Origin of the sequence: Caloramator sp. mosi_1, from assembly GCF_028622835.1 — a bacterium.
Taxonomy (GTDB): domain Bacteria; phylum Bacillota; class Clostridia; order Clostridiales; family Caloramatoraceae; genus Thermobrachium.
Map to the genome: position 1 here is coordinate 138,490 of NZ_CP117677.1, position 24,935 is coordinate 163,424.

General features: G+C 31.0%; 38 protein-coding genes, 10 pseudogenes and 1 riboswitch. Of the genes and pseudogenes, 11 read left to right on the forward strand and 37 right to left on the reverse strand.

Annotated features, from left to right (window positions below; translation table 11 throughout):
• Positions 1 to 7: 7 nt before the first annotated feature.
• The 14 genes from PL321_RS00955 to PL321_RS01010 form a co-directional block, all read right to left on the reverse strand.
• A complete protein-coding gene (locus PL321_RS00955; RefSeq protein ID WP_273963163.1) occupies positions 8 to 856 on the reverse strand; it encodes a proton-conducting transporter transmembrane domain-containing protein in 849 nt (282 codons plus the stop codon).
• 26 nt (positions 857 to 882) lie between these two features.
• Positions 883 to 1,197 carry a proton-conducting transporter transmembrane domain-containing protein gene (locus PL321_RS00960; RefSeq protein WP_273963164.1) on the reverse strand — a complete coding sequence of 105 codons (315 nt, stop codon included), beginning with the start codon at positions 1,195 to 1,197 and terminating at the stop codon, positions 883 to 885.
• A 71-nt stretch (positions 1,198 to 1,268) separates the two neighbouring features.
• Complete coding sequence (locus PL321_RS00965; RefSeq protein WP_273963165.1) at positions 1,269 to 1,517, reverse strand: hypothetical protein; 249 nt, start codon at positions 1,515 to 1,517, stop codon at positions 1,269 to 1,271.
• A 10-nt stretch (positions 1,518 to 1,527) separates the two neighbouring features.
• A complete protein-coding gene (locus tag PL321_RS00970) occupies positions 1,528 to 1,692 on the reverse strand; it encodes a hypothetical protein (protein ID WP_273963166.1) in 165 nt (54 codons plus the stop codon).
• Positions 1,693 to 1,697: 5 nt separating this feature from the next.
• Positions 1,698 to 2,096, reverse strand: coding sequence for a proton-conducting transporter transmembrane domain-containing protein (locus PL321_RS00975; protein WP_273963167.1), 399 nt, complete (start codon positions 2,094 to 2,096; stop codon positions 1,698 to 1,700).
• A gap of 23 nt (positions 2,097 to 2,119) precedes the next feature.
• Entirely contained in the window at positions 2,120 to 2,974 is an 855-nt protein-coding gene (locus PL321_RS00980; protein WP_273963168.1) for a complex I subunit 5 family protein, read from the reverse strand.
• Between the two features lie 4 nt (positions 2,975 to 2,978).
• Entirely contained in the window at positions 2,979 to 3,329 is a 351-nt protein-coding gene (locus PL321_RS00985; protein ID WP_273963169.1) for a sodium:proton antiporter, read from the reverse strand.
• 2 nt (positions 3,330 to 3,331) lie between these two features.
• Complete coding sequence (locus PL321_RS00990; protein ID WP_273963170.1) at positions 3,332 to 4,075, reverse strand: MnhB domain-containing protein; 744 nt, start codon at positions 4,073 to 4,075, stop codon at positions 3,332 to 3,334.
• Complete coding sequence (locus tag PL321_RS00995; RefSeq protein ID WP_273963171.1) at positions 4,065 to 4,310, reverse strand: Na(+)/H(+) antiporter subunit B; 246 nt, start codon at positions 4,308 to 4,310, stop codon at positions 4,065 to 4,067. The genes PL321_RS00990 and PL321_RS00995 overlap by 11 nt, the downstream gene beginning before the upstream one ends.
• A gap of 90 nt (positions 4,311 to 4,400) precedes the next feature.
• Positions 4,401 to 4,550, reverse strand: coding sequence for a monovalent cation/H(+) antiporter subunit G (locus PL321_RS20680; protein ID WP_443110682.1), 150 nt, complete (start codon positions 4,548 to 4,550; stop codon positions 4,401 to 4,403).
• Between the two features lie 75 nt (positions 4,551 to 4,625).
• A complete protein-coding gene (locus PL321_RS20685) occupies positions 4,626 to 4,712 on the reverse strand; it encodes a monovalent cation/H+ antiporter complex subunit F (protein WP_443110714.1) in 87 nt (28 codons plus the stop codon).
• A complete protein-coding gene (locus PL321_RS01000) occupies positions 4,703 to 4,873 on the reverse strand; it encodes a hypothetical protein (RefSeq protein WP_273963172.1) in 171 nt (56 codons plus the stop codon). Before PL321_RS01000 ends, PL321_RS20685 begins: the two co-directional genes overlap by 10 nt.
• Before the next feature lie 16 nt (positions 4,874 to 4,889).
• On the reverse strand, positions 4,890 to 5,306 hold the full coding sequence (locus PL321_RS01005; RefSeq protein ID WP_273963173.1) for a Na+/H+ antiporter subunit E: 417 nt from the start codon (positions 5,304 to 5,306) through the stop codon (positions 4,890 to 4,892).
• An 84-nt stretch (positions 5,307 to 5,390) separates the two neighbouring features.
• On the reverse strand, positions 5,391 to 5,636 hold the full coding sequence (locus tag PL321_RS01010; protein WP_273963174.1) for an ArsR/SmtB family transcription factor: 246 nt from the start codon (positions 5,634 to 5,636) through the stop codon (positions 5,391 to 5,393).
• 193 nt (positions 5,637 to 5,829) lie between these two features.
• Here PL321_RS01010 and PL321_RS01015 point away from each other — a divergent pair, with 193 nt between their 5' ends.
• Both PL321_RS01015 and PL321_RS01020 read left to right on the forward strand, forming a co-directional pair.
• Positions 5,830 to 6,474: an arsenic resistance protein gene (locus tag PL321_RS01015; protein WP_273963175.1), complete on the forward strand. Its 645-nt coding sequence runs from the start codon at positions 5,830 to 5,832 to the stop codon at positions 6,472 to 6,474.
• A gap of 62 nt (positions 6,475 to 6,536) precedes the next feature.
• Positions 6,537 to 6,836: a hypothetical protein gene (locus PL321_RS01020; RefSeq protein WP_273963176.1), complete on the forward strand. Its 300-nt coding sequence runs from the start codon at positions 6,537 to 6,539 to the stop codon at positions 6,834 to 6,836.
• Positions 6,837 to 6,891: 55 nt separating this feature from the next.
• On the opposite strand, the gene PL321_RS01025 is transcribed toward PL321_RS01020, so the two are convergent.
• The 15 genes and pseudogenes from PL321_RS01025 to PL321_RS01095 form a co-directional block, all read right to left on the reverse strand.
• On the reverse strand, positions 6,892 to 7,272 hold the full coding sequence (locus tag PL321_RS01025) for a desulfoferrodoxin (RefSeq protein WP_273963177.1): 381 nt from the start codon (positions 7,270 to 7,272) through the stop codon (positions 6,892 to 6,894).
• A gap of 503 nt (positions 7,273 to 7,775) precedes the next feature.
• Positions 7,776 to 8,102: pseudogene (locus PL321_RS01030) on the reverse strand (hypothetical protein); the annotation flags it as partial.
• A gap of 91 nt (positions 8,103 to 8,193) precedes the next feature.
• Positions 8,194 to 9,108 (reverse strand): annotated as a pseudogene (gene pabB, locus PL321_RS01035) (aminodeoxychorismate synthase component I).
• Entirely contained in the window at positions 9,083 to 9,406 is a 324-nt protein-coding gene (locus PL321_RS01040) for a hypothetical protein (protein WP_337961024.1), read from the reverse strand. The pseudogene pabB and the gene PL321_RS01040 overlap by 26 nt, the downstream one beginning before the upstream one ends.
• Positions 9,376 to 9,519, reverse strand: a complete 144-nt coding sequence (locus PL321_RS01045; protein WP_273963179.1) for a hypothetical protein — start codon at positions 9,517 to 9,519, stop codon at positions 9,376 to 9,378. Before PL321_RS01045 ends, PL321_RS01040 begins: the two co-directional genes overlap by 31 nt.
• Positions 9,512 to 10,086: pseudogene (locus PL321_RS01050) on the reverse strand (anthranilate synthase component II). The gene PL321_RS01045 and the pseudogene PL321_RS01050 overlap by 8 nt, the downstream one beginning before the upstream one ends.
• A gap of 125 nt (positions 10,087 to 10,211) precedes the next feature.
• Positions 10,212 to 10,427 carry an ATP cone domain-containing protein gene (locus PL321_RS20690; RefSeq protein WP_443110715.1) on the reverse strand — a complete coding sequence of 72 codons (216 nt, stop codon included), beginning with the start codon at positions 10,425 to 10,427 and terminating at the stop codon, positions 10,212 to 10,214.
• 155 nt (positions 10,428 to 10,582) lie between these two features.
• Positions 10,583 to 10,762: a hypothetical protein gene (locus PL321_RS01060; RefSeq protein WP_273963181.1), complete on the reverse strand. Its 180-nt coding sequence runs from the start codon at positions 10,760 to 10,762 to the stop codon at positions 10,583 to 10,585.
• Positions 10,763 to 10,870: 108 nt separating this feature from the next.
• The gene (locus PL321_RS01065) at positions 10,871 to 11,107 is read right to left on the reverse strand and encodes a hypothetical protein (protein WP_273963182.1); all 237 of its coding nucleotides are present in this window, start codon (positions 11,105 to 11,107) and stop codon (positions 10,871 to 10,873) included.
• Positions 11,108 to 11,310: 203 nt separating this feature from the next.
• A complete protein-coding gene (locus PL321_RS01070; protein WP_273963183.1) occupies positions 11,311 to 11,538 on the reverse strand; it encodes a hypothetical protein in 228 nt (75 codons plus the stop codon).
• Complete coding sequence (locus PL321_RS01075; protein WP_273964325.1) at positions 11,539 to 11,688, reverse strand: 6-pyruvoyl trahydropterin synthase family protein; 150 nt, start codon at positions 11,686 to 11,688, stop codon at positions 11,539 to 11,541. It abuts the gene before it with no gap.
• Positions 11,689 to 11,797: 109 nt separating this feature from the next.
• Positions 11,798 to 11,962, reverse strand: a complete 165-nt coding sequence (locus PL321_RS01080; RefSeq protein WP_273963184.1) for a 6-pyruvoyl trahydropterin synthase family protein — start codon at positions 11,960 to 11,962, stop codon at positions 11,798 to 11,800.
• Positions 11,962 to 12,637 (reverse strand): annotated as a pseudogene (gene queC, locus PL321_RS01085) (7-cyano-7-deazaguanine synthase QueC). Before queC ends, PL321_RS01080 begins: the two are co-directional and overlap by 1 nt.
• Positions 12,634 to 13,396: pseudogene (locus PL321_RS01090) on the reverse strand (acyl-CoA dehydratase activase). The pseudogenes queC and PL321_RS01090 overlap by 4 nt, the downstream one beginning before the upstream one ends.
• A pseudogene (locus PL321_RS01095) lies at positions 13,393 to 14,390 on the reverse strand (2-hydroxyacyl-CoA dehydratase family protein). The pseudogenes PL321_RS01090 and PL321_RS01095 overlap by 4 nt, the downstream one beginning before the upstream one ends.
• Positions 14,391 to 14,793: 403 nt before the next feature.
• On the opposite strand from PL321_RS01095, the gene PL321_RS01100 reads away from it, so the two are divergent.
• The 3 genes from PL321_RS01100 to PL321_RS01110 are packed head-to-tail and all read left to right on the forward strand — an operon-like array spanning position 14,794 to position 15,688.
• Positions 14,794 to 15,219, forward strand: a complete 426-nt coding sequence (locus PL321_RS01100) for a hypothetical protein (RefSeq protein ID WP_273963185.1) — start codon at positions 14,794 to 14,796, stop codon at positions 15,217 to 15,219.
• Positions 15,216 to 15,404 (forward strand): hypothetical protein, encoded by a 189-nt coding sequence (locus tag PL321_RS01105; RefSeq protein WP_273963186.1) that lies wholly within the window; start codon positions 15,216 to 15,218, stop codon positions 15,402 to 15,404. Before PL321_RS01100 ends, PL321_RS01105 begins: the two co-directional genes overlap by 4 nt.
• Before the next feature lie 26 nt (positions 15,405 to 15,430).
• The gene (locus PL321_RS01110) at positions 15,431 to 15,688 is read left to right on the forward strand and encodes a GerMN domain-containing protein (RefSeq protein ID WP_273964326.1); all 258 of its coding nucleotides are present in this window, start codon (positions 15,431 to 15,433) and stop codon (positions 15,686 to 15,688) included.
• 209 nt (positions 15,689 to 15,897) lie between these two features.
• Here PL321_RS01110 and PL321_RS01115 read toward each other — a convergent pair.
• A pseudogene (locus tag PL321_RS01115) lies at positions 15,898 to 16,629 on the reverse strand (glycerophosphodiester phosphodiesterase).
• Positions 16,630 to 16,781: 152 nt separating this feature from the next.
• A pseudogene (gene lysA / locus PL321_RS20695) lies at positions 16,782 to 18,066 on the reverse strand (diaminopimelate decarboxylase).
• A gap of 506 nt (positions 18,067 to 18,572) precedes the next feature.
• On the opposite strand from lysA, the gene PL321_RS01125 reads away from it, so the two are divergent.
• From PL321_RS01125 to PL321_RS01150, 6 genes are all read left to right on the forward strand, one after another.
• Entirely contained in the window at positions 18,573 to 19,103 is a 531-nt protein-coding gene (locus PL321_RS01125) for a spore germination protein (RefSeq protein ID WP_337961025.1), read from the forward strand.
• An 8-nt stretch (positions 19,104 to 19,111) separates the two neighbouring features.
• Positions 19,112 to 19,897: a spore germination protein gene (locus PL321_RS01130; RefSeq protein ID WP_273964328.1), complete on the forward strand. Its 786-nt coding sequence runs from the start codon at positions 19,112 to 19,114 to the stop codon at positions 19,895 to 19,897.
• A gap of 13 nt (positions 19,898 to 19,910) precedes the next feature.
• Positions 19,911 to 20,207 carry a GerAB/ArcD/ProY family transporter gene (locus PL321_RS01135; protein WP_273963187.1) on the forward strand — a complete coding sequence of 99 codons (297 nt, stop codon included), beginning with the start codon at positions 19,911 to 19,913 and terminating at the stop codon, positions 20,205 to 20,207.
• A gap of 334 nt (positions 20,208 to 20,541) precedes the next feature.
• Positions 20,542 to 20,844 carry a GerAB/ArcD/ProY family transporter gene (locus PL321_RS01140; RefSeq protein WP_273964329.1) on the forward strand — a complete coding sequence of 101 codons (303 nt, stop codon included), beginning with the start codon at positions 20,542 to 20,544 and terminating at the stop codon, positions 20,842 to 20,844.
• Positions 20,845 to 20,980: 136 nt separating this feature from the next.
• A complete protein-coding gene (locus PL321_RS01145; RefSeq protein ID WP_273963188.1) occupies positions 20,981 to 21,271 on the forward strand; it encodes a hypothetical protein in 291 nt (96 codons plus the stop codon).
• A complete protein-coding gene (locus tag PL321_RS01150) occupies positions 21,244 to 22,074 on the forward strand; it encodes a Ger(x)C family spore germination C-terminal domain-containing protein (RefSeq protein WP_273963189.1) in 831 nt (276 codons plus the stop codon). The genes PL321_RS01145 and PL321_RS01150 overlap by 28 nt, the downstream gene beginning before the upstream one ends.
• A gap of 119 nt (positions 22,075 to 22,193) precedes the next feature.
• Here PL321_RS01150 and PL321_RS01155 read toward each other — a convergent pair.
• The 6 genes and pseudogenes from PL321_RS01155 to PL321_RS01180 form a co-directional block, all read right to left on the reverse strand.
• A pseudogene (locus tag PL321_RS01155) lies at positions 22,194 to 22,382 on the reverse strand (ATP-binding cassette domain-containing protein); the annotation flags it as partial.
• Between the two features lie 76 nt (positions 22,383 to 22,458).
• Positions 22,459 to 22,725, reverse strand: coding sequence for an ATP-binding cassette domain-containing protein (locus tag PL321_RS01160; RefSeq protein ID WP_273963190.1), 267 nt, complete (start codon positions 22,723 to 22,725; stop codon positions 22,459 to 22,461).
• A gap of 41 nt (positions 22,726 to 22,766) precedes the next feature.
• Positions 22,767 to 23,132, reverse strand: coding sequence for an ABC transporter permease (locus tag PL321_RS01165; RefSeq protein ID WP_273964330.1), 366 nt, complete (start codon positions 23,130 to 23,132; stop codon positions 22,767 to 22,769).
• Positions 23,133 to 23,143: 11 nt separating this feature from the next.
• Positions 23,144 to 23,416, reverse strand: a complete 273-nt coding sequence (locus PL321_RS01170) for a hypothetical protein (protein WP_273963191.1) — start codon at positions 23,414 to 23,416, stop codon at positions 23,144 to 23,146.
• A gap of 169 nt (positions 23,417 to 23,585) precedes the next feature.
• A complete protein-coding gene (locus PL321_RS01175; protein WP_273963192.1) occupies positions 23,586 to 24,254 on the reverse strand; it encodes a substrate-binding domain-containing protein in 669 nt (222 codons plus the stop codon).
• A riboswitch (molybdenum cofactor riboswitch) is annotated at positions 24,247 to 24,363 on the reverse strand. It overlaps the preceding gene by 8 nt.
• A 2-nt stretch (positions 24,364 to 24,365) precedes the next feature.
• Positions 24,366 to 24,780: pseudogene (locus PL321_RS01180) on the reverse strand (secondary thiamine-phosphate synthase enzyme YjbQ).
• Between the last annotated feature and the right edge of the window lie 155 nt (positions 24,781 to 24,935).

Here is a 24,935-nt window from a genome sequence, read left to right on the forward strand (position 1 = left end):
TTTAAATCTATAACTGAATTTTTAAACTTCCCTCAAGTGTTGTCCAAGATGCTATCGCAACATTGTAACCTGCTGCCTTCAAAACTGATGTAAGTGGTCTCATCACAACTCCTGGTACTACACCAGCTACTAACATAATAATCATCATAATAAACATAGGAACTGCCATAGTAAGTGGTACTTCCTTTACGCCCTTAAACCTATCAGGAAGTTGTCCTAAAAATATTGAAGCTAAAGCTCTAAAGAGGTACATAAATGCACCTGTTGATGCAAATATCATAGCTATTGCAAATACCACCATCTTCTTTGACATAAGTGCCTGTATAATCATCCACTTTGAACCAAATCCATTAAGGGGTGGTATTCCAGCTGCTGCTATAATACCTAATAAAAACGTCATAAAAGTAAGTGGCATTTTGTAAACTAATCCACCAAGCTTATGCATCTCACTTTCACCAGTTCTAAATACAACTGCAGCAAGTGTTAAAAATATAGCTGCCTTTAAAATCATATGGTTTACAACGTGAAAAAGTGAACCTTCAAATCCAACTATAGTCATTGAAGAAAATCCAAGCAAAATATATCCCATATTTGCAACTGATGAATAAGCAAATAATTTTTTCATATCAGTTTGGAATATTGCAAGCAACGTTCCAAGCACAGCACTTATTGCACCAAGATAACCTAAAGTATATTCAAGTATGTTTGCAGTATTTAATATCTTTGGAAGATTAGCACTTCCTACAACTGGCACAATAAATACAGCCATTGGATAAACCCCATACTTTATCATTACAGAAGACATAAATGTAATATAATCCTCTGGTCCCTCAGCATAAACCTTTTGCGGCCACATATAGAAGGGAAATACTGCTGATTTTATTAAAAGGAAGTTAAAAATAGAAGCAGAATTCCTATTCCTAATTTTTTAGAAGAATTTATTATCTGAAGTAAGCCATAGGCTGATGAAAGTATTTCAAAGGTACCTGTGTACATACCTAAAAGTGATATAGCAATAAGCATTAATGCCGCGCCAAATATCGATAATGCTAAGTAATATTTTGCTCCATCAAGTGCCTTATCCTTGCCATTTGTAATAGCAAAGAAACTTGTCCATCCCATAAGCTCCCACATCATAAAGAAGGTTACCCAATCCTTTGCAAAGAATATACCCAAATTAGAAAATATAATAAGCATCCAAATAGCCGATACATTTCCCTTTGATTTTTTATTAAATCCTATTGAAAATATTGATATAATTAAAGTTATTACTGCAGAAAAAATGCAAAATACCAACCTATTGGATTATTTGAAACTCCTAAAGTAAGCTTTGCTCCTAAGATTACATAAGCTGTATCAATTTTATAACTTAAATCCCACATTCCATAAATTGAGTAGAGCTTATATAATATAAAACCATTAGATGCTAAAAATATACTCCAAGTTACTCCTTTATTTTTAATAAAAAATGCTAATAAAAGAGTGGTGATTAAAGGAACTAAAAGCAGTTCTATCATAATCTCAACCTCACTTTAACGATAAAATTATGTTTATATATTTATAAGGTGCGTTTTTTATTTCATCAATTAAATTCCATAAAACTTGTTCAATATAATTTGGATATATACCTATTGCTAAAATTAATAGGGCCAACAGGAACGGAACTACAGAATAAACCCTTGAAATATTCACACTATTCACATCCTTATCTGTAAAAATGTGTGGGAAATTCTTAAATAATAAACACCTTCAACAATAGATGCAGTCAATATTATTATTAAGCCTATTGTCGGTAATTTACCTTGTGCTAAAGCACTTAAAATAATAGAAAACTTTCCCCAAAAACCTGCAAAGAAGGGCATTCCCATTAGACTTAGTGCTGCTATTGTAAAGGAAATTGCATATATTGGATATTTTCTACCTAATCCCTTCATATCAACGTAATTTTTGCTATTAACTGCATTCCAATATTGTTTTGTTACTATAAACATTATTAATTTAGCAAGATAATTTGATATAACAATATAAAGTGCACCCTTTATAGATTCAAAACTTCCTAATGCTATTCCAAACATAAATATTCCCATTTGAGCCATTGAAGAAAAAGCAAGTATCTTTACTAAATTTTTTCCTTAAGTGCACCAACTTCACCTATTATGACTGTCATAAATGAAAGTATCATTAGTATAGTTGAAATGTTTGTTTTATACATATTAGGAAAAACTATAAGAAGAATTCTTACTGCACCATATATGCCAGCTGTTCCAAGCATTCCGTGTGTAAACATATTTACAGAGGTAATTGAACCTTCATAGGATTTAACAACCCAAAGGTTAAATGGAAATATTTTAAGCTCAACCAGCATACTTGATAAAAATAATATTAATATTAAATTAAATGATGCTTGATTTAGGCTTGGCAATTTTACTGCGATATCGGCAAAATTTAAAGTTCCTAAGGTTTTATATATTAGTCCGATTGAAGCTAAACTAAAAAGCGAAGCTGTAGATGATAAAATTAAAAACTTCAATGCTGCACCTGTTGATAGCCTATCTCTTTTATAGGCAACAAGTCCAGCAATAGCAAAGGTTGAAAGTTCAGTAAAAAGGTAAAAGTTAAACATATCTCCTGTTAAAACCATACCATTTGTAGCAGCTAAAAGTACAAAATAAAAGGAATAAAATTGATATTCTTTTATGTCTTTAACTAATGTTATAGAAATTACTGCTGCTGTATTTACAAGTAATAAAAAATAAATTGTTATATCAGTTACAACGAAATTTATACCATAGGGTGCCTTCCATCCTCCTATTGCAACATTAAATGGAATACATCCACTCTTAAAAATAAATATTGTGAATAATAAATTAAAAAATGTAACTAAATACATAATAATTTTGTTTTTAGTTTCTAAGAAAAGAGATAAAAATGCTGCAATTAGAGGGATAACTACTAAAAATACAACGCTGTTCATATATTTACCCCTCTTCATCAGTTGCTGTAATTAAATTTGAGTTGTGTGTGTTTTTATACCTTATAGCAAGTGCTAATGCAAAGGCTGTAGTACCAAGACCTATTACAATCGAAGTTAAAACCAATGCCTGCGGAACTGGATCAACCATTTTATCAAGATTTGCAATACTTAAATCAGATTGTAGGATTGGCGTTAAGCCTCCCTCAATATATCCAAAGGCAACTAAGAGCATATTAATTCCTGTTTCTATTATGTTAAGGGCTATTAAAATCTTAACTATATTTTTTCTTGTTAAAACTCCATAAAGTCCAACAAAGACTAATGATAGTGAAGATAATATAAAAACTTTAGTCATAATCAACACTCCTCATAAAATTCAAAATAAATATTTGACAATTCAGCAGCAACTTTAAATGCTATAAGCCCGTAAAATACAGGTATTAGACCACCTGAGAATAAATCTCCTATTCTATCGCCTACTATAAAGTTTTGAAAGAAATTGCCCTTAATAAAGAAGGATACTATTCCTATAATAAATATTGATATGCCTGCAATTGCTTCAATAACCTTTAAAGTTTTACTTTTTACTGTTTTTCTACCTGATAAAACTCCTATTAATATTGAAGTTGATATAATCGCACCGGCTGGAAAACCTCCACCTGGCGATAGATGCCCATTTATAAACATATATCCACCTATAATAAGCATTAAAACCATAAGAATAGGTGCCCATCTATATAAAATTACAGATGGTTTTTTTATACTTCTTTTATCCTTTGGTATAACAAAACCAAACCCTAAGATAGTTACAAAAAGAACTATAACTTCAAGGGTTGTATCAAATAATCTATAGTCTACAACAACTGAGGTAACTATATTTGCAGATGTATCTTCTGCAGTTTGTCCAAAAGCATATGTGCTTTTTTCATCTAATACATTCTTTTTCAAGTATTTATCTGCCACCCTCATCTTAGGAGTAATATTGTCTGTTATCTTTATTCCACTTCCTGTATCAATCGAAACCTTATAGATATAAAAGGCCATAAATGAAAGAATTAAAAGCGTAACTATATTTAAAAATAAAGACTTCTCATCTTTCATCTCTCTTATCCTCCATTTTCTTATATGTGAATATAAATAATGCTGTTGTTATAGCGGAACCTATTGCAGCCTCTGTTATGGCAACATCAGGTGCCTGCATTAAAAGAAACATAACTGAGGACATTAATGATACTATTCCAAAAATAACTATTGCCCTAAAAACATCCTTTGTTAATACAGTCCAAACTGCCCCTAAAAACATAATCACAGCTACAAAAATTGCAAAATTAATCATTTTTCTCACCCTCCTTCAAAAGGGGATTGGATTCTAATATAAACTTTGCCTTATTTCTCCTAAGTGCAGCTTTACAGATTGTATGGGACGCTATAGGAGATGAAAAGAGAAAAACAATCCCATAAGTATAAGTTTGGGTGCTGCCTGTGTATTTAAAAATGCAAATCCTATAAGTAATGCCAATATCCCAAGAGTTGAAGCCTTTGTTCCTGCCTGTGATTGATTAAGAATATCTGGCATCCTTAAAATTCCAAGACCAGCAAGGAATAAAAATGTTGCCCCAACTAAAACAAAAACCAGCCAACAAATTGCATACTATATTCCTCCCTCTAAATAACGTGCTACAGCTACAACACCAACAAAGGATAGAAGACCATAGATTAAAGCAACATCTAATAGCAAAACATTATCTGTAAAAAAGCAAATACGACAATAAAACCCGATGTTATTGTTGTCAAAACATCTATTGCTACAACTCTACTTTCTATTGAATCACCCTTTATTAACCTAAGTACGCTAAGAAACATTCCTAAAATGATAAGTGTTATTGGAATATAAAACATTATTCAAATGCCTCCTTTAGAATTTTTCAAAGGGTCCCTTAAGTTCCTCTACATCATCAACCTTTGTGCCTTCAACTACGTGTATATACATTACATCCTCATCTAAATCTACAGAAATTGTACCTGGAGTTAATGTAATTGAATTTGCAAGTAATGCCTTTGCTATATTGGACTTTAATTCTGTTTTTACTTCATATATCTTTGGTGAAATAGGTAGTGAAGGAGTTACAACAATCCTTGCCATATTTAAGTTGGCCTTAACCAACTCAATTAAAAAAACTATAAAATATTTTGTTAAATAATATAGGGATTTTATTTTAAATCTTTTACCATTTTGATTGTAAAATTGGATTAAAACTGAAATGAAAAAGGATAGTACTAAACCAAATATAAATTCTTGACTTGTAAGTGGATAGCTTAGAGCTGACCACACTAAAAAAGAGAAAGAAAAGCAAAAATAAAATTATTCATTGGACCACCTCCAAAATTTTCGGTTATTCCCCTATTAATGAGAGAATTATCCTTTTACATTATCATCTACTATGCTGTATATAACCTCAAGTCCACTTCGTTCTCCCTCAATTACACCTGCGTTTTTTAATATTCCTAAATGCTTTGATACAGTTGATTGAGGTATATTTAAACATTCTTGAATTTTGGTTACATTTGATTGTCCATTTAACAAGCAAAGCAAAATTGACACCCTTATAGGATTAGATAAGGCTTTGAACTTATCCGATAATTTTTGAATTTTCTTATTCACGTATATACCTATACCCCCTTCTTGTATTTATATATTATAATATTACAATATTATGCTTATTATTTCAATTTAATTATTTTTTAACAAGTTAAGGTTGTTGGCATTTGCCATAATATTATATGATTTATTGTAATTGGTTAAGATATTTAGAGAAATTAAATAATAATTAATTATATATACCCCTATGCGGTATTTGATATTTCAATCAAATATAAATATAATTAAATTCGTTGAAGGGAGGAATTTATATGCTAAAAAAGATATTTTATTATCCATCAAAAATCTTGTAAAGGTTATACCCCTTGTAATGTTGATTGGTTTTCTAACTGGATTAAAGGTTGATTTAAATTTTATGAAAAGCTATATTTTGGTATTTACCGTATTTATGATTTATCCAACAATGGTAGGGTTTAATTATAAGAGTGCCTTTGACTTGTCACATTCAAAGTTAGTTCTGCTATCTCTACTTATAAACTTTTTAATTATACCTGTTATTGCATACTTTATGGGAATTACATTATTTAAAAACAATATGGATATGTTTGCGGGACTTGCGATAGCATCACTACTACCTACCAGTGGTATGACAATCTCTTGGACAATGTTAAACAAAGGGAATGTATCAGCAGCTGTAAAAATAACTGCACTTAGTTTATTTGTAGGTTCCCTTGTTGCACCTTGGTATTTACTTTTAATGGTTGGTAAGTATATTCCTATTGACATAGTAAAGACCTTCATTACAATTATTCAAGTTGTTGTAATTCCTTTAATTCTTGGTACTATAACTTACAAGCTTCTTCTTAAAAAGTATTCTATGGAGGAGTACAATAAAAAATAAAGCCAATACTTCCTGCGATAAGTATATGGTTTCTTCTTGGAATAGTATTTATAAGCATAGGAATGAAATCAAAAGTTATAATATCTAAACCAGATTTAATTCTTTGGTCATTAGTTGTACTTACAGTATTCTATCTAATTAACTATATAGTAAGCACATTGGTTGGAAAAATATTCTTAAATAGAGAAGATGCTATAGCTTTAGTATATAGTACGGTTATGCGTAATCTTTCCTTAGCACTTGGAATAGCTGCATCAAGCTTTGGTTCTAAAGCTGCACTTATAGTTACCCTTGCCTTTATTCTTCAAGTTCAAAGTGCTTCTTGGTTTGGAAAATACTTTGTAAATAAAGTGTTTAAATAAAATATAATAAAAAATTCCCCAAGTTAACGCATATCCACTTGGGGGAATAGTTTTATTATGCCTTCCAGAGTCCGTGAAGGTTGCAATATTCTCTTGCGTATAAAACTTCTTCACCATCATTTAATTTAAAGAAGGCTTCTGGTTTATCTCCTGAGTTTAAGAATCTTCTATATACTTTATCTTTAGTGTGTACCTCTATCCATTCAATATAGTGCTTTTCTTCCATTGGATGTTCAACGCTTCCTACCTTAACAAGAACTCCACCATCCACAAGCTCTACAACTGGCACGTGTTTTTCCTTTGATGCATCTACTGTATTTTCAACTCTTAATGTCATTGGCTTATTGCAACAAACTAAAGTACCTGCTCCCTTGTGAAGAACCTCTACAATATTCCCACAAATTTCACATTTATAAACTTGCCTAACCTCTGTCATTTTAACCCCTCCTTGACGGAAAATTATTTTCTATTAATACTATTATAGCATTAGATATATAAAATTCAAGTAGAACCATCATAATAATTTCTTAATTTTATGAATTGTTTAATACAACTTTTATGTTTGTCAACAATCTGAACCACTACTAAATGTAGTAGTTTGTACAAGTAATTATATCAATTTAATAAAAGTATTTTTCCATAAAATGGTTTAATTCACATTTCACCTGGGTGGCACTATTTGAGAAGGTAGTATCTCCAATTTGGGATATAGGAAGTACCCCTACAACACTGTTAGTAAAAAGGCTGAGTTAAAATCTTTTATCTCATCTAATGTTATACTTTTTTTACAACCTCTATTTCCTTAGATTTAAAGTGTTCTATCAATTTTTTCTTACAATTCCAGGCAATATTGAACAAGTTATACTTGGGGTATAAACTACATCATCCTTAACAAAAACAAATTTCCATAGGCTGCCTCACTAATATAGCCTCTATAATCTAAAAATATACAGGAATCATATCCTTTATTTTTGCCCTCAAATCCTCAATATAATTTTGACCATAATTGAAGGTCTTTATGTGATTTAAAATACTTTTAGCCTTTCTTTCCTTTGATATACAAAGCCTCAGGCCATTTTCATAGTGCTCTTTTGTATATGAAGGATGCCTTAAACTTATTTTTATTTCTCCGTCTATAAAAATAACCTTTATTACAATTGGATGATTAACCCCTTTAATTGAATCGTAAATATCATTTTTAAACTTAACAAAGGTTAAGTCATTTTTTATACCCAAAATATTTAAACTTCTTTTTAATCTTTTAAAATGATCTTCTAAAAGTTAACTTTTCCTTTAATTGAAAACAATGTTTCAAAAGCAGTAAGCCCAAAGGCTACTCCTCTATCAAAAATATCAATCATTTTAATCCCCCTTTCACAAGAGAGTTGTAAAGTGCCCTTCCCTTGTGAAGTGTCTCCTCATATTCTTCCTCTCCATTAGAATCCCAAACAATTCCTCCACCTACGTTGTATATTATGTTTTCTTTATCCATTACTGCTGTTCTTATTGCAATGTTAAAATCCAAATTACCGTTATTTGAAATATATCCTATTGAGCCTGTATATATACCTCTGTTTACCCTTTCAATCTCATTTATAACCTCCATAGACCTAAGTTTTGGAGCACCTGTTATAGAACCACCTGGAAACATTGCCTGTATTATTTCTTTAAAGCCAACACTGCTAAGTAGTTTTCCTTTTATTGTTGAAACAAGATGGTTTACTGTTGAATACTCTTCCACATCAAATAAGCTTTCAACCTCTACTGTACCTGGAATACATATCCTTGATAAATCATTTCTCTCTAAATCAATAATCATTAAAAGTTCAGAACGACACTTTTCACTTTCATAAAGCTCTCTTTTAGCATTTCATTCTCTTTTTATCCTCCACCTTTTTACTGTTCCCTTAATTGGCCTTGTTGTTATTATATCTTCTCTTTTTCTTATAAACTGCTCTGGTGAAGTAGAAAGTATGTATTTATCCTTTACCCTTATCAATGCATTATAGGGGCCATAGTTTGCTCTTCTGAACTTTGAATAAATATAAACAGGATTTAGCCTTCCCTTTCCGTAAAATTGTTGGGAAATGTTTACCTGATATACATCCCCACTTCTTATATACTCTCTGACCCTCTCTACTGCCCTTAAGTATTCTTCAAACTCAAAATTAGACTTTAGATTAACATCTATATCCTCTTTAATTTCTACATAATTAATATTTTTAATTCTATTTATAACATCCTCATCATCTGTAACTATATAAGTTCTCATTGTTTTTATTATCGAGTATTATAAAATCCTCGAAGTACTCAAAATAAATACTTGGTATTTTTATAGGAGAATTTTGCTTTGACTTTATTCCCATTAACTCTTCTCCAAAGTCATAGGATAAATATCCAACAAATCCTCCATCAAAGACAAGTCCTGTATTTAGTGGTCTTTGTTCTTTTATCAATTTATCAATAACCTTAAGAGGATCCTCCTTAAATTCATAAGTTTTATCCCCATAATCAACAAAGGTTCTCCCATCTGAGTAACTTATGCTATATTTAGGCTTAAAACATAAAATAGAATAATCCCCGTATCTTTAACCCTGAAACTACTCTCTAAAAGCTGTGGATTATAATCATAAAGTAGGTTATAGAGCCTAAAAGCATCTAATTTATAGTCTACTTTAATCATTTCTGCTCCTCCTTAAGAAGTTTTGAAGCATATCAAGCCCATTCTCTGTTAAAATTGCCTCTGGATGAAATTGAACTCCTTCTATATCAAATTCCTTGTGTCTTACTCCCATAATTTCTCCATCTAATGTTCTTGCTGTAACCTCAAGACAATATGGAAGAGTGTTTTCATCTATTACTAAAGAATGATATCTTGTTGCATTTAAAGGATTTTTAACCCTTTAAATATCCCTTTCCCCTCGTGAAATATTTTATGAACCTTTCCGTGTACTGGACTTTTTCCTTTTATAACATCTGCTCCAAAATAGTGGCCTATACATTGATGCCCTAAACATACACCAAGTATAGGTATCATTCCTTTATATTTTTCTAAAATCTGAAGAGATAAAATTGATTCATCTGGCCTTCCTGGTCCTGGTGATAAAACAATATAATCTGGATTTAATTTATCAATATCATCAATTATTATTTCATCCCTTGATTTTACTACAGTTTCTTCTCCTAAAATTAAAAAATAATGGTATAGGTTATATGTAAATGAGTCATAGTTATCAACTATTAAAACCATAAATTCCACCCCTAAACTTGTAGTTTTTGGTTTATTTTATATTCATATAATACCATAAATATATTTATTTTTAATTTTAACACAAAAATAAGAAGCTGCCACCTTTGTGACAGCTATTTAATACACTAATACCCTATGTACGCCCTTGAAACATCCTTAAAGCCTTCTTTGTTTAATGTTTCTACTATTACTCTTCTTATAATTTCAAAGGAAACTTCCTCTTTACCAAGTGCCTTTATTTCATTTTCTATATCCTTTGCGATGTTGTGTAAATCTGATTCATTTAATGGTTCTCCTATATCATCTGAAGCTGCTTGTATGCTTTTTATTATCTTTTCAATGTCAAAATCCTGAACTCTGCCATCCCTTTTATAACCTGCATAATATCACCCCTTACTCCTTTATTAATTAATGTTACATTATTTTTTCAGAATTTTTCAACATATTATAGGAAATAATAACAGCCACAAGCTAATGCTATGTGGCTGTTATATAATCATCCTTGGTCTAAGCCTGTTAACACCTTATCGAAGGCATTAACTGTGCATTTATAACCATCAAAGTTAACACAGTTTTCACAGCTTTTGTCAACCGCTCCTGTTGAAGATGTAAATCCTTCTGCTTGATATTTCATACAAGATGCTGCAACTGCTTTTAATTGTTCTCTACTTGCCATAAAACCCTCCTCTCAATCACTATTATTTTCCCTAAAAAACCTTTATTTATACTCCCCTTTTATCCTTATCCCAAATTATTTTATGAAGTTGAAGATTAAGCCTTACTTCTAAGTTATTTTCCATAAAAATCTATTTTTATCCTTCAAATATTCAACAATATAGCTTGGTTCAATTTGTCCAAAAACAGGTGAAAAATTTAATATAACTCCCTTAAAATACTCTTTATACTTTTCTACAACATCCATTGAATAATCTAAGTCCCCTTCACTTCCTACAACAAATTTGATTTCATCATTTGGTATTAACCTTTTAAAATTTTCTCTAAAAATGTTATACCTGTCCATATTAGAAGATGGACATTTTATATCTAATGTGTAAAAGAGATTTTTTCTCTGTTTATTTTCAGTAAACTCAAATATTTCTTCATCATTATATAGTTTAACACTACCGTTTGTTTCTATTCTAACCTGATATCCATTTTGTGATAGATATAAAGGTATATATCGTTTAGCCTTATTTTCCTCAAGTGGTTCGCCACCTGTTACGATTATTTTTTACAAGCATATGCTTCTACCTCTTTTAAAATTTCAAAGGGAGTCATCAAAAGATATTCTCCATCATAGCTATACCTTGTATCACAATAGCTGCACCTTAAATTACAACCATAGGTTCTTACAAATGTTGTTAAAAAGCCACTTGTTATACCCTCTCCTGAGATGCTGCTGAAAATCTCAACCATAGGAATTTTTTCATTTAAAAATTCTTGTCTTTTCAATTAACCAACCACCTTTGCAAAACTTGTTTGGGTTTCATAAAGTGTTATTGAAACAACCTTTATCCCTAAGTTCTTTAACTTTTCATTTAAGATTTTATAAAAATCCATAGACATATTTTCTGCAGTTGGTCTGTAGTCTACTTCAAATATTTTTTACCACCCTGTTTTAAAACTTCTGCTATCTTGTGTTCTACCTCATCCTTAGAATGCTTATAATAAATAAATGAATGGTCTATTTTATCAATTATATGTTGCTTGATTATATTTTTAAATCCTTAAAATCTATAACCATTCCATTTTTAATATCCCCAGTAACTTCAACAATCATTTTATAGCTATGCCCGTGTAAGTTCTTACAATCTCCCTGGTGCTCAGACAGCATATGGGCAGCCTCAAAATTAAATTCCTTAGAAACAGTAAGCATTATTTTGCCTCCTTATATTCAATTGGGTCCTCAAATCCTGCCTCCTTAAAGGCCTTAAGCCTAAGTAGACAGCTATCACATACTCCGCAGGCCTTATCTTCTCCCTTATAGCAGGACCAAGTTAATGAATAATCAACCCCAAGTTCCATTCCAAGTTTAATTTCCTCTGCCTTTGTCATATTTATAAATGGTGCATTTATTTTTATGGTTTTCCCCTCAACACCACAAACTGTTCCCTTGTTTATAGCCTTCTCCATAGCATCTAAAAACTCCTGTCTGCAGTCAACATAACCTGAATAGTCTACTTCACTTACACCTATAAAGATATCCTGTGCACCTATCTTTTCTGCATAGGATGCTGCAAAGGCTAAAAATATCATATTTCTTGCTGGAACATAGGTTACAGGTATATCCTGTCTATTTACATCGCCCTCTGGAACATCAATGTTTTTATCGGTTAGTGCAGAACCCCCCAAGCATCCATATTAGTCTTGACTATTATGTGTTCCTTTACACCTGCTGCCTCTGCAACCTTTTTGCACATTCAAGCTCCTTATCGTGCCTTTGACCGTAATCAAAGGATATTGCATAAACTTCAAAACCCTTTGACTTTGCAAGATATAGTGCAGTAGTTGAGTCTAATCCTCCTGATAAAAGTACAACAGCTTTTTTCATTTTAATCCCATCCTTTCTCCATAATAACAGCATCCTATTGCACCGTTAAATTGTGCATCATCTAATGTTATTATTTCTTTATAATCATTTTTTAAATACTCAATTAAAGCTCTATTTAACGATGCACCACCAGATAGTATTATTCTATTTGATTTAAACCTTGTAAGCATTGGACTTAATCTTTTATATAGTGAATAATTTACACCTGCACATAGCCTTTCAATTGATACACCCTCTGCTATTTTCCCAATAAGTTCAGATTCTGAAAAACTGCACAGGTTGAGTTTAATTCAACAGGTTCTTTATAATATTTTGTCATATAGTTTAAATCAACTTCTAAAATATTTGCCATATTCTCTAAATATCTTCCACAGGATGCGGCACACTTGTCGTTAAGTTCTATATCTGTTATAACTCCCTTTTCCACCTTTACAGCCTTAACATCCTGTCCACCTAAATCTAATAATATAAAGTCTAAAAGCCCCGTTTGAAAAATTACCCCATAAATGTGGGCCTTTATTTCATTAATTGGGGTAAAATCCCTAAGGTTAATATTATTTCTTCCATAACCTGTTGAGATTCCAATATCAAAATCACCCATATTAAGTTTTTCTTTATCAACAATAAGCCCCTCTTTTTTATACAAAAGTCCCTATAAAATTTCATTGTACTTATCTTATTTTTCCTGATAATTCTACCGTCTTCCCAAAGTACAATCTTTACTTCTCTGCTTCCTAAATCTATTCCCAGTATCTTCACCTTTTCCATTCCTTTCTATCTTTCAGCATATCCACAAAGGCCTCAAGCCTTAATTTTGTTCGTGCATCAAGCTCATTTAATTTATCTCCCTCAATATTAATAACTGGAACATCCAGCTTACTTTTTACAATAATATCCTCAATTCCTCTATAACAAAAGGCTTGTGTATAGTGAATTACGCCATCTATTTTCCTTTCTTTAATCTGCCTTTTTATTTCATTAAGTCTAAATTCAATATCGTAGGGATATGTGTAATCATAGTACTGGTCATATATATCCCTGTTATTTTTAAATCTTGGAAAGGAGAATTCTCTTTGAACTTCATTGTAAACAATTTTTGCACCTATACTTTCCATATAGTCATATATGTCACCCATCATAGGTGGAACTCCAATATACGCAAGTTTTATATCATATTCCTTCTTACTCCTACTTTTTATTTCATCGATTTTTGCTTCAGCATATTTTCAAATTCAATATAATCACCATTAAAATCACTTGATGAAACTAAATATAGATGGTTTTCAAAGCCTGTAGCTAATCCTTCTACTGTTAAAATATCTATTTCAATCAAAAGTTCCCTTGACTTATTTAACCTCTTTCTTATCTCTTCAACATCAGATACTTTAACATTAAACATCTTCATAAAATCATCTAAAGATTTTTTTACATCCTCTAATTTATGGGAGTTAGGATATTGAAAGGGATATATTCTTATACCCTTTAATTTTAAAACCTCCACCAATGCTCTTGTATTTGAGCAGTCCCCTTCAATTACACCTACTACTTCTTTTATCCCTTCCTTTACACAAACCCCATATAACCCCTTAATCCAAGCACACATACTCTTTGGAAATCCATCCTTCTCTGCTATGTCTATATATTCCATATAGTTATCAGATGTAACAAATATATTGTTTAAGTCAATTACCTTATATCCAGCTGCAATTAAAATCTCCTGTGGTACTGTTGTTGTTATCCCAATCCTTTTCATAATTCACCTCCAAAAATCAAAAGGGGCTACGTGCTCCTTAAAAGCTACAAAAATGTAGCTTAAGCCCGTAGTTTTGTTTTAGGACAGGATGGTTTCGAACTGTCCTATTAAGTTTTCTATGTTAGTATATCATATCCTTGTAAAAAGTAAACATAATAAATTTTAATTTTTCTGTAAACATTGTTTATGGCTTTTTTAACCACTACTGGTGTATAATAAAAGTATAACAGATTGGAGGGATAGTATGAGAAAAATTAAAAAATTTTATTTACAGCTTTATCTTTGGTTTTAATATTATCTTCTTTTGCAGGCTGTGCAAAAACAATAAACCTACCGATACAAAACCTAATGATAACACAAAACTTACTATTAAAGATTATTTCCCTTTAAAGAAAACGTTTTTATGAAATATCAGGGAGTAGGAAACGAATATGCAGAACACAGAACCTATGTAGACTACATTGAGGGAGACAGAATACAAATAAGGGATGTAAATCCAGGTACAACACTTGCAAAGATATATGAAATAAAAAATGGTGAGTTAAGATTAATATTTTCAAGGGAAGAATACTATTATAAAGAAAACCTGCTTTCAACTACAAATACAAACTACGATGTTCTTTTGAAGGAACCTATTGAAAATGGAACAACTTGGACAACAAAGGATGGTTTAAAAAGATATATATCAAATAAACAGGCAAAAATATCAACTCCAAGTGGAGAATATACAGCTGTAGAAGTTATAACAGAAGGTAATGACTATAAAATCTTTGATTACTATGTAAAAATATTGGTCTTGTTAAGACAGTTTATAAAAGTGGAGATGTGACTATAGAAAGCAAACTTGAGAAGATTGTAGAAAATACGCCTTTCATTCAATCTATTAAATTCTATTACCCAGACTTTAATAATGAAAAATTGGCCTTTAAAGAGGAAAAAATATCCCTAAACACTAACGAAGATGTTAAGGATACAATAGAAAAGTATCTAAAAATCCTCCAAAGGAAGATTTAAATAGGGTATTTGGGCCAAGTGTAAAAATAAACAAACTTTACTTTAATAATAGTCAAAATAAGGTGTATATAGATATAACCAGCAAATTTATAGAAGAAATGAATGCAGGTTCTCTATTAGAATCTATGATACTACAGAGCCTTGTGAATACTCTTGGGGACTACTATAATGTTGATAAGGTTTATGTATCACTTGATGGAAAACCCTATGAATCGGGGCATATTGCAATAACAGAGAACGAAGTTTTCTATGTAGATTATAAAAATGTATATGAAATAAAATGAGAGAAGTCTGTTGAAAAATTTATAATATACTTGGCCCCTTGAAGGATTTCCTTGGCATTCCTTCATTTCGCTAATCAAGTGTAAGCTTTTCTTTATTTGAAAAGCAACACTTGCTAAAGCTTATAAAATATGCCAATTTGAAATCCTTTCAAGGGGCAATTTCATAATTTGAGCATCTTTTATGTTTGTCAACAATCTGTGAGAGGCGTTTATACAGCCTCTCTTTGATTTATAATCAATTTATTTAACTTCTCTGGATAATTTGTTATAATCCCATCTACCCCAATACTAATTAAATACTTCATATAATTTGTATCGTTTACAGTAAAGGTATTTATCATAATCCCCTCTTTTTAATTTGAGTTACAACATCCTTACCAAGAGAATAAAAATAGGGATGAAGTGCATCTGCACCTACATACTTTGCATATTTTTCTGGGCAGTATAGATTTTCCATATATAAAAGCCCTGTTTTTATTTCACTTGATAGCTTTTTAACTCTTACTACAGAATAGTGATTAAAACTTGATATAATAACATTTTTTGCATTCCATAGCGATATATTAAATCTAAAAGTTTTTCTTCTATCCCCTGATATTCAATTATTGTATTTTTAATTTCAAAATTTATTACCACCTTTTTCCCCTTAACAAGAAGTAATAATTCCTCAACAGATGGTACCTTTTCATTTAAATATTCTTTAGAAAACCAAGAACCTGCATCTAATTTTTTATTTCAGAAAAGGTATAGTCCTTTACAAATCCTATTCCATCTGTTGTTCTATTTACCATCTCATCGTGCATTAAAACAAGTATACCGTCCTTAGTCATTTGAACATCTGTCTCTATTCCATTTGCCCCAAACTCCAGTGCCTTTTCAAAGGCAAGTATTGTATTCTCAGGATAACGACCACTTGCACCCCTATGAGCAAAATTAATCAAAAACCCACCCCCTTATTTTGTAATTATTCTCCAAAAAATTAAAATTCCTCTATTTATAGTTTAAAAATTAGTTAAATTTAAAGCTCCATTGATTAAGAACAATTCAACTATAGTAATTAACTCTTTTCTTAATCAATAGAGCTTATTATATTCTAAATATCGTTTCTTATAATATCCTCATAGCTTTCCCTTTTACAATAAGTCTGTCATTTCCATTATTAACCATAACAACCGCAGACCTTGGAACTCTGTTGTAATTACTTGCCATAGAATAATTGTAGGCACCAGTACTTAAAACTGCAATAATATCTCCCTTTGCAATTTAGGAAGACTAATATCTCTTATCAAAATATCACCCGATTCACAGCACTTTCCACATATAGTTACAGTTTCCTTTTCCTGAGCATTTATCTTATTTGCAACTAATGCAGTATACTTTGCAGAATAAAGAGCTGGTCTTATGTTATCTGTCATTCCTCCATCAACGCTTACGTATTTTCTTACACCTCTTATTTCCTTTATTGAACCTACTCTATACAAAGTAATTCCTGCTTCTCCTACTATCCATCTTCCCGGCTCTATAAAAACAGTTGGTTTTTTTAGATTGTATTTATTAAAAATTCATCTACTGCTTGGTGAATGGTCTCTGTAAAATAGCTAATAGGCAACCTTTTATCTCCCTCATTATAAAAAATACCAAATCCACCTCCACAGTTTATTTCTTCAATCTCAAATCCAAATAGATTCTTTATACTTAAGATAAATTTAGCAAGAACTTCAACCTCTATCCTGTATATATCATTTTGGTGAAGTTGAGAACCTATATGGGCGTGTATTCCCTTTAGATTAAATTTATTTGAAGTTAATATTTTCTTTACAGCATATAGGGCACTCTCATCATACATAGGAAAACCAAATTTTGAGTCTACTTGACCTGTTTTTATAAAGTCGTGGGTATGGCCATCTATACCTGGGGTTACCCTTATTTGAACATCTATTGTTTTTTTCTTATTACTCAAAATTTCCTCTAAGATATCTATCTCATTAAAGCTGTCTATTACAATTCTTCCTACTCCATACTCAACTGCCATTTCTAATTCTTCATAGGTTTTATTGTTTCCGTGAAAAATAACATTTTCCATTGGAAAATCAACTGATTTTGCAGTATAAAGTTCTCCACCTGAAACAACATCAAGCCATAATCCTTCTCTTTTATTATTCTGCACATCTCTTTATTCAAAAGGCCTTACTGGCATAGGCTGCAACTCCATCATATTTTAAAATATGATTTTCTTTTATATCCTTTATTCTTTCTAATATTTCCTCCTCATTCATAACATAAAGTGGAGTACCATATTTTTCAACCAAATAATTACATCCTACTCCTGAAATTTTTAACATACCATCCTCTTCCTTTAATCCTCTATACCCGAACATTTTATCCCTCCAAACTTTTTAAGTGTATATTAACAAAGGATTATAACAGTTTCAATAGTTCATTACAATATAGTTCAAAAGAATTATTTTTGTTAAAACCTTCTTCATAATCTATAGTACAACATTATGACAAATTTATTTCCTACTCCAAAACATCTCCAAATTCTCGTATATTTCCCGGAAATCGTTAATATTAAATTTATTATATACAACATTCGATATTTTTTATTATTTATCAATCTATTTGACATTTCCTATTGGAATATTCTCTGTAATTCAACACCATTAACCACACAACTTTTTACTTTATCAACTTCTTATAAAAATTATACATAAATTTCAAAAATTTTGCTAATGATATTTTTAAATAAAGAAGAAGAGGTGTTAAATATGGAGCATCTCAGTAAAAACATATATCAAAACATAAATAAAATTATCTCCTATATGCCTAATTCCTCCACCTTAGTAAAGCGTGAAATTTTGATAAATAAAAAACTAAATGTTCTATTATCTTTGTTACAAACCTCTGCAATCGCAAATCCATAGAACTGCATATTATACGTCCTCTTTTAAATGAAGTAAAGGAAGACATAGAAACAATGCAAGAACCAGCAGAATATCTAATACAGAACTATCTATCTGTCAGTGAGGCACAGATAATAAAGCATCTTGATAATATAACAGTAGAACTTTTGCGTGGAAAATGTCTAATTTTAATTGATAAAACAAATCAGGCAATTTTATGCGATACCTCAGATATACCCCATAGAAATATACAGGAATCAAATGTCGAAAAAACTATAAGAGGTGGACGTGAATGCTTTGTTGAAAATCTTGAAATAAACTTAGCACTAATTCAAAATAAGGTAAAATCAAATAAGCTTAGAATTGAAAGACTAATTCTTGGAACTGAAAACAATGCAGATGCCGCAATAATCTACTTAGATGGTGTAATTGACCCTGTTGTACTTGATTCAATAAAGTTCAAGCTAAACCGAATAAAAAACTACCCTATGTATTATGCACGGGATATGTAGAACAGCTGATTGAGGATTTCCCCTACGGCTTTTTCCCACAACTTAAAAACACAGAAAAGCCTGATAAAGTTGTATCAGATCTTTTCCAAGGAAAAGCTGCTATTTTAATGTCTGGTGCTCCCTATGCCTTAGTTGCACCTGCAGTATTTATTGAGTTTTTCCAGGGCTTTGAGGACTATTCCCAAAGAATTTTAACTTCTGTTTTTGTGCGAATCACAAGAACTTTGTCAGCACTACTGGTAATTTTAGCTACGCCTATATATCTTTGTGTGTTATCCTATACTACAGCCATTGTTCCTATTAAACTTATTAAGGTTATATATAACTCAAGACTTGGAATACCTCTGCCTCCCTTTTTAGAGATTTTAACTATGGAAATTGCAGTTGAACTTTTAAGAGAAGGTGGGCTTAGACTTCCAACACCAATTGGGCAAACCCTTGGTATAGTTGGTGGTATTGTAATAGGTGAAGCTGCAACAAAGGCTGGTCTTGTTAGTCCTACAACTTTGGTTGTTGTATCCACAACAGTTATTGCTTCCTTTTTAATACCAAACTACGAAATGGCTCTATCTATTAGATTTCTTAGATTCCCAATGCTTATTTTAGCACAGCTATTTGGTCTTTTAGGCGTAATACTTGGATTTTATATTATAGTTATAATTCTTATTAATATGAATTCCTTTGGAGTACCTTATTTTTCACCCTTTGCACCACTTAATTACTCCGATATTAAAGATACCGTAATAAGATTCCCTTTAGACAAAATTCTTCGTAAACCTAAAAGTTTTAAATAAAGAAGGGTAAAATATGAGTAAAGTAGTTGAAAATACAATTACTAAAAGACAATATGTATTTATTTTAATTAGTGCAGTTGTTGGAATTGGTATTTTATCTGCTCCTAATTCTATCTGTCAAAAGTCAGAACAGAGTGGCTGGATTTCAATGTTATTAGGCTGTATATATCCCTTAATAATTACCTTCTGTGCCTATGTAAGCCATAAAAATATGGGTTTTATAGACTTCTATACTCTAAATCAAAAATCTATGGTGATTTTTTACAAAGGTTATTTTTATGTTTTTTATGTTAACTCTTTTTATTTATGAATCCTCAGTCTTATCAGGATTTTATAATGTTCTAAGCAAAGAAATAGCCTTTTACCTTCAACCCTCAATAGTCATTACTGTTGTTTCTATAACTACAGTTTTTACAGCAAGCTTTGGACTACAATCATTAGGACGACTATCTGAAATTGTATTCTATTTTTCTTCACTGCTTTTTCTCTTCCCTCTATTTACAATAAAAAAGGAGATATAACAAATGTTTTACCTCTTATTTCCTCCTATAATAAGATTATATCCTCTATACCTGCCTCCTTTTACTCCTATGCTGGTATAGAGATCTGCTTTTTATATTGCCCTATGTAGTAAATAAAAAAATATAAAATATGCCGGTTTTACATCATCCTTCATCATAGCCTCAATGTACACCTTCTTAACCTTTTTAGTAATTTACTATATGGGATATGAACTAACTACTAAGATTTATTATCCTGTTCTTTTTATTATGGAAACAATTGAAATTAGTATAATATCTGACTTTAAAATAATATTTATTTTTCTTTGGAGTGGAATAATATTGAAAATTATGGCCTGTGACTATTATGTTATTGCTTATACATTTTCAAAACTTACACATATTCCCTATAAAAAAGTTGTCTTATTACTTGGCCCTTCGTTATGATGTTTACAATTTTTATGATACCTGAACACGGGAAAAACGTTTTACTTGAGCATATTTTACCATATATTGTATATACTATACTTATATACTCAATTCTAACAGCTATATTATCCAAAATAAAGGTGAGGAAGGATATATGAAAAGAATTATATTGATAATTATAATAATATTAATTTTCACTATGACAAGCTGTTATGAAATGGAACCACTTGAAAACTTATCAATAATGATTGGTATAGGATATGACATAGATAAAGACAGTAAAAATAAGATTGTTGACCCTATTGAAATGTTTGTATTCAAAGGCGATGGAGAGGTTGAAAGGCTAATATCTCCAGGAATTGCTGAAACCATCTACAATACAATAAATGATAGGCAAACAATTATGAGCAAAAATTTTTGGTTGGAACAGAAAAATTATATCTAATAAGTAAAGAAAGAGCAGAATATGGTATAGAGGATTTATTAGAAACTATAGTTAGGGATGAAACAAGAAATGAAATTGCCTATGTAGCTATTACAGAAAAGGAAACTGAACACTTTTTTAAAATGAATCCAATTGACAATACAAGTGTGTCAGAGGCTATTTCAGGTATATTAAAATTTTCTAACCTTGCAAACTTTTTTCCTAAAGAAACAACGATTAAAGAACTTCTATTTATGTACAACCAAACAGGAAGAAGAATAATACTGCCATATTTAATTGACGACAATGGAAAACCTAAAATTTATGGTATTTGTGTCTTTGACGGTGCAAAACTAAAACATATTATTCCCCTTGAAGAGGCCTTTTACATTAATATGATAAGAAGTAGAAAAAGCGATGGGTACATAAGTATACTTAAGGATAACAATCCTAAAATTTGTTATAGTATAAAGGCTAAAAATTTTATTAATGTAAAAGTTGACTATACCGACAAACTTATTTATACAATTAATGTTACATTAAAGGGTACTCTTAAGACAGATACAATTAACAATAATGCAATTACGGCAAAGGAAGTAAAGGAAATTGAAAGAGCCTTTGAGGAATACGTAACAGAGAAGCTTAATAAAACAATAGAAAAAGTTCAAAATAAATATAGAACAGACTGCCTTGACATTACAAAATATGCTGCCGCAAAGTTTGGAAAACACAGTCCTCTATTATCAGATGAGGAGTTTCAAAGGGCTCAAATCGATGTCAAAGTAAAGGTCATTCTTGTTGATTTAGGAAGAAGTATGAAGTAAATATTCCTGTATTATTTCATTTTCTTTAATTTGTACTTTGTCTATTTCCTCTACAATCCTCCCCATATTCATAAAAATTATCCTATCACATAATCTTATTGCTTGATAGATGTTATGTGTTACAACAACAATACATCTATCATTTTTTTGCTATTTAAAATAGCCTCCTCTATTATTCTTGTGTTTTTAGGGTCTATATTGGCTGTAGGTTCATCAAAAAGCATAAGTCCCTTATTTTGTAATAATACCCTTCCAATTGCAACCCTTTGCATTTCTCCACCCGACAATCTTGTAGCATTTCTTTTATTAAACCCTCTATCTTTAGCATTTTTACTATGTGGTCTAAATTATCTAAATCTGTCTTAGCCCACTCTATACTCATTTTCAAATTTTCTTCAACTGAACAATTAAAAGATAGGGTTTTTGTGATAAAACAGAAATATCTCTATTAAACTTATTTATATCCCCTTTAAATACTACCTCTCCCTTATATTCCTTTAAACTGCCACCTAATATCTTTAAAAGGGTACTTTTACCAGAACCATTAGGTCCTAAAATACCGTAAATGTTGCCGTCCTTTAAGTTTAACTCCCTTATGCTCAAAGAAAAATCGCCCTTTTTATACTCTAAATCCTTTATTGCAACCTCCATTTGTTAACTCTCCCTATTTAAATTTGATATCAATAGATTAACTAAAAAGATATAAGTAAAAGTATTATGCCTACTGCTATTGCACCTTCAAAATTACCCATATTAGTTTGAAGTACAATATAGGTAGTCATTACCCTTGTTTTGTGCTCGATGTTGCCACCAACCAACATAACAGCACCAACTTCTGAAATAGCTCTTGAGAAACCTAAAAAGACAGTTGCCAAAATATTGTATTTTAGTTCTCTAAAGATTAAAATATACCTACTCTTCCTATCAGCATTTAAATTATTTAATTCTTCTAATATATAACTTCCCTTTGTATTTATTACGTTTATGGCTGAACCTGAAATTAAAGGAACCACAATAATTATTTGTGCTATAATCATAGCTGTTGGTGTAAAAAGCAGTCCTAAGCTTCCTAATGGCCCCCTTCTTGAAAAAGAATATACACAATAAGTCCTGCAACAACAGGGGGAATAGCCATAAAGGTATTAATTATACTCTTTAACTTTTTATTGAACTTATAATCTTCAATTGTTATAAATAGGGATATAAAAATACCAATAATACTTGATATAATCGTCGATATAAAAGAAACATAAAGAGATAGCAGAACTATCTCAAATATGTTTCTATCAAATCCTGCTATCAGTTGCATAGCACCTAAAAATCCCTGCCAAATATCCTTCAACAAGAACAACTCCTTTTTTACTTTTTGGCGTTAGGCATAAATAAACTCTGTCCAAATTTCTCTTTACCAAATTCACCAATTAACCTTTGAGTCTTTTCTGATAAAATCCATTTTATAAAATCCTTTGCACCATCGCTGTTAATCTTATCATTAATATTCGGATTTACAGCTATAACTCCATATTGATTTTTAAATCTTCTTTTCCCTCAACTAACACTTCTAACTCTAATTTATCCTTCAGTGCAAGATAGGTGGCTCTGTCTGATATTGTATATGCTCCCTTTTCACTTGCCATAAGAAGTGTTTCCGACATTCCTTTTCCAACCTTAATATACCAATCACCCTTTGGTTCTATACCTATTTTATTCCACAACTTCTTTTCAAACTTATGTGTTCCTGATTCATCCCCTCGAGATATAAACTCTGCCTTTACACTATATATCTTCTTTAACGCCTCTGAAGCAGAAGAGAATCCTTTTATTTGTGCACTATCATCCTTTGGCCCTAAAACTATAAAATCATTGTACATTACATCAAAACGTTCAATGCCATAACCGTCCCTAACAAACTTTTCTTCATCTTCCCTTGAATGGACTAATATCACATCAGCATTTCCATCCATACCAAGCCTTATTGCTTGTCCTGTTCCAACTGCAACCACATTTACTTTATATCCATATTCTTTTTCAAACTGTGGTAATAAGTAATCTAAAAGCCCTGAATCACGTGTGCTTGTAGTAGTTGCCAAAGTAATCTCTCTGTTTTTAGTATTTTCTTTACAGGATACTGCAAAGAATAAAAATAAAAATGTTAAAAATAATGCAGTAAATCTTTTCATATAAACAACTCCTTTCCAAATTGGGAGGCATATTCGTTTCCAAATATACCCTGACGGCTGTAATCCATAGCATCGCCTTAGGATATACAGCTCGAAGCTGTACCTATTATATCACTCTCCTATTATTTTAACAAGAACACGTTTCCTTCTCATTCCATCAAATTCGCCATAGAAGATTTGTTCCCAGGGTCCTAAATCTAATTTCCCATTAGTTACAGCAACTACTACTTCTCTTCCCATTATTGTTCTTTTAAGTGTGCATCTGCGTTATCCTCAAACCCATTATGTTTATATTGACTATAGGGCTTTTCTGGTGCTAATTTTTCAAGCCAAACTTCAAAGTCGTGATGAAGACCTGATTCATCATCGTTTATAAAAACACTTGCTGTGATGTGCATTGCATTGCAAAGAAGTAAACCCTCCTTTATTCCGCTTTCTTTAACACAGTCTTGAAGGGTGCTTGTTATGTTTACGAATCCCCTTCTTTTGGAATTTCAAACCATAGTTCTCTTCTGTAACTTTTCACAACTATCCCTCCCTATATTTTTTCCTATTATTTATTTTACTAATTTTACAAGAATAATACATAACTTAGAAGCAAAAAATAAGTTCCATAATGGATTTTAGCTAAATGTTTATAGTCTTAACAAGATTTTAAATCCATTTACGGAACTTGCTATG